Source organism: Polaromonas sp. P1_E1_2, assembly GCF_056406035.1.
In genome coordinates, this window is sequence record NZ_JBFUAZ010000447.1 from 1 (window position 1) to 3,613 (window position 3,613).

Annotated in this window: 4 protein-coding genes; all 4 read right to left on the reverse strand. The window is 61.1% G+C overall.

From position 1 onward, the window contains the following. On the reverse strand, positions 1–689 hold a 689-nt coding region (locus AC1D1P_RS17705), incomplete at its 3' end, for a 50S ribosomal protein L11 methyltransferase (RefSeq protein ID WP_477673867.1). 155 nt (positions 690–844) lie between these two features. After that, on the reverse strand, positions 845–2,194 hold the full coding sequence (gene accC / locus AC1D1P_RS17710; protein WP_457281072.1) for an acetyl-CoA carboxylase biotin carboxylase subunit: 1,350 nt from the start codon (positions 2,192–2,194) through the stop codon (positions 845–847). A 41-nt stretch (positions 2,195–2,235) separates the two neighbouring features. Next, positions 2,236–2,691, reverse strand: a complete 456-nt coding sequence (accB, locus tag AC1D1P_RS17715) for an acetyl-CoA carboxylase biotin carboxyl carrier protein (RefSeq protein ID WP_477668375.1) — start codon at positions 2,689–2,691, stop codon at positions 2,236–2,238. Positions 2,692–3,037: 346 nt separating this feature from the next. Then, on the reverse strand, positions 3,038–3,613 hold a 576-nt coding region (locus AC1D1P_RS17720), incomplete at its 5' end, for a TlpA disulfide reductase family protein (RefSeq protein WP_477673868.1).

The following is a 3,613-nucleotide window of genomic DNA, read 5'->3' on the forward strand; positions in this document are numbered from 1 at the left end:
ATCTGGTATTTGCCAGACGCCCTCTCCGGAAGCCCAGCATTGAGCACCACATGGTAGGCTTCGGCATTGGCGCGCGTCGACTCAACGGCAGCCKGGTCGATGTCGACGGCATCGATTTCGGTCGCGCCGAACTTCGCCGCACCAATGGCCAGGATGYCGGAACCGCAGCCGTAATCCAGGACACGGCCGAGGTTGTTGCCTGCAGCGCCCTGACCAGCCACCCATCGAAGGCACATGCGCGTGGTCGGATGGGTGCCGGTGCCGAAGGCCAAGCCTGGATCCAGGCGAATCACCTGTTTGGCCTCGGCAGGCGGCTCATGCCAGGTCGGCACGATCCAGAATTCGGGGGTGATATCGACCGGCGCGAACTGCGACTGCGTGAGCCGCACCCAGTCTTGTTCCGGCACAGGCTGAACAGCCACCACGCTGCAGGCTGCAAAGAAGTCCTGGGCAGCCAGCACGCCCGCCGCATCGCGCGCCAGAGTTTCAGTGGCAAACAGCGAGACGATTCGCGAACGCTCCCAGCCAGCCCTGGGCGGTGGCATATCGGGTTCACCGAACAAAGCCTGCTCAGCCGGCGTCTGCGCATCGGCGTCTTCCACCGACACACTGAGCGCGTCGAGCGCGTCGAGCGCCTCGCTAAGGGTTTCGACTTCGTCGACAGGAGCCAGCAGGATCAGTTCAAACATCGTTCATCACCAGTTGTACGCCGAGGCGACAGGTATTCAATTCAAGCCGGGGCCGCGGGACTGGCTTTGCCAGACCGCAGGCGCGGCGGCCCCCTCGGGGGGCAGGAAGCTACACGAAGTGAGCGATCGTGGGGGCCACATCCACCGTGGGGGCTTTATCTCTCTCGTTTGGAGAGCCACTCTTCAAGGTAGTGGATATTGGTACCGCCGTCCATGAACTTGGCGTCCACCATCAGTTCGCGGTGCAACGGGATGTTGGTGTTGATGCCTTCCACCACGGTTTCGGCCAGCGCCGTGCTCATGCGGGCCAGCGCCTGCTCACGCGTATCACCGTGAACAATGATCTTGCCGATCATCGAGTCATAGTTGGGCGGCACAAAGTAGTTGGCATAAATATGCGAGTCCACCCGCACGCCCGGTCCGCCCGGCGTGTGCCAGGTCGTGATACGGCCCGGCGAAGGGACAAACTTGTAGGGATCTTCCGCGTTGATGCGGCATTCAATCGAATGGCCTTTGAGCTGGATGTCGCGCTGGGCAAAAGGCAGCTTTTCACCGGCCGCCACCATGATCTGGGTGCGCACGATGTCCACGCCGGTGATCCATTCGGTGACCGGATGCTCGACCTGGACACGCGTGTTCATCTCGATGAAGTAGAACTCGCCGTTTTCGTAGAGAAACTCAAAGGTGCCCGCGCCACGGTAGCCGATCTTTTTGACGGCGGCGACGCAGCGCTCACCAATGCGCTCGATCAGCTTGCGCGGAATCCCGGGCGCCGGCGCTTCTTCGATGACTTTCTGGTGGCGGCGCTGCATGGAACAGTCGCGTTCACCCAGCCAGACCGCATTCTTGTGCTGGTCCGCCAGAATCTGGATTTCGATGTGCCGCGGGTTCTGCAGGAATTTCTCCATGTAGACCTCGGGGTTGCCGAAAGCCGCGCCGGCTTCGGCCTTGGTGGTCTGCACCGCGTGCAGCAGGGCTGCCTCGGTATGCACCACGCGCATGCCGCGCCCGCCGCCACCGCCGGCCGCCTTGATGATGACGGGATAGCCGACCTGCTTGGCAGTGCGCTTGATGACGACCGGGTCATCGGGCAAGGCGCCTTCGGAGCCAGGTACACAGGGCACACCGGCCTTGATCATGGTCTGCTTGGCCGAGACCTTGTCGCCCATGATGCGGATTGATTCCGGCGTGGGGCCAATGAACTTGAAGCCGCTTTTTTCCACGCGCTCGGCGAAGTCGGCGTTTTCGCTCAGGAAACCATATCCGGGGTGGATGGCTTCAGCATCCGTCACCTCGGCTGCCGAGATGATGGCGGGCATGTTGAGGTAGCTGTCTTTGGAAGGCGCCGGGCCGATGCAGACCGACTCGTCGGCCAGCTTGATGTATTTGGCCTCGCGGTCGGCTTCGGAATAGACCATCACGGCCTTCACGCCGAGTTCGCGGCAGGCGCGCTGGATGCGCAGGGCAATCTCACCCCTGTTGGCGATCAGTATTTTCTTGAACATGCGTCGGTAAGCCTGGTTTGGAAAGGAGGCAAGGCGCCCGCTTACTCAATGATGAAGAGGGGTTGGCCGTATTCGACAGCCTGGCCGTTTTCCGAAAGAATCTTGGTGACAGTGCCCGATTTGTCGGCTTCGATCTCGTTGAGGATCTTCATGGCCTCAATGATGCAGATGGTTTCGCCTTCCTTGATGACGCTGCCCACTTCGACAAAAGGCTTGGCGCCGGGGCTGGCAGAGCGGTAGAAAGTGCCCACCATGGGCGACTTGACGGCATGCCCGGCGGGGGCTGCGGGCGCCGCCTCGGCGATCGGTGCGGCAGGCGCGCCGGCCGCAGGCGCCGCTGCGGGAGCTGCTACCATGGCAACCGGCTGCTGCATCACCAGGGGGGCGCCGCTGGATTTGACAATACGCACCTTGCCTTCGGCTTCAGTGATCTCCAGCTCGGAGACGTTGGACTCTGAGACGAGGTCGATCAGGGTCTTGAGTTTTCTTAAATCCATAGGTTCTCTCCAACGACGGTAGATGCTGGCGCGGGATCTCGGCGCAGCTTTTTTGACTGAAAGGCTGGAAACGGCAGGCACTTGACGCGGCCACCGATCTTCCTTCTTTTTTCACTTACTTTCTGCTTTTACGCTTTAAAGCGCTTATCAGTTAATTACTGCGGGGGACGAGCCAGGCGGCTTACCCCGGGAAAGCGCAGAGTGTACATCAAGCCGGAGGCCATTCCCAACCGTCTGGCGGCTGGCCGCTCCGCCTCAAAAACCCCGCGGAAGATACCGTTAGAGGCTGTTCCCGGCTGTTACCGAAGGTTTCGATGCAGCACGGCCCATCAGCAATGCCTTGCGCCTAATTGAGCTTGGCCCAGAGCGCCAGGTCTTCCGGCAGGACCTTGCCGATCTTGCGGTGAAGCAGTTCACCCGAGGCGCTGAACACCGCGGTAAAAGGCAAACTGCCGGCGATATTGCCCAGTGACTTGCTGAGCTCCGTTCCACCCAGGCCGGCCATGCCGACCGGGAAATGCAGCGGTCTGGTTTGCAGCCAGGTTCGCACCGCGCTGGGCTGATCGACAGCCAAACCCAGCACTTGCAGGTTTTTATCGCGATTTTCCTGATAGAAGTAATCCAATAAAGGCAATTCCTCTACGCAGGGCGGGCACCAGGTGGCCCAGAAATTCACCAACAGCAGCTTCCCGCGAAAGCTGCTCAAGGACAGGTTCTTGCCGTCGGGCGTGTCGAAGTTCAGGCTCCAGAATGCGTCGGTCGCACTGCCAGATGGGCTGCCGGGAGTAGGCACCACCACCTTTTCATCCACTGCATGGGGCTGGAATTTCCACCAGGCGACGCCTGCACCCGCCAGGCCGGCCAAGGCGGCGGCGGCGCCATAAAGCATGTTTCTGCGATTCACGTGTTTGAAGTTCCGGTT

What these genes read in the sequence shown, in the direction of transcription:
- accC (WP_457281072.1), bottom strand. Translation starts at nt 2,194, where the DNA reads ATGTTCAAGAAAATACTGATCGCCAACAGGGGTGAGATTGCCCTGCGC.
- accB (WP_477668375.1), bottom strand. Translation starts at nt 2,691, where the DNA reads ATGGATTTAAGAAAACTCAAGACCCTGATCGACCTCGTCTCAGAGTCC.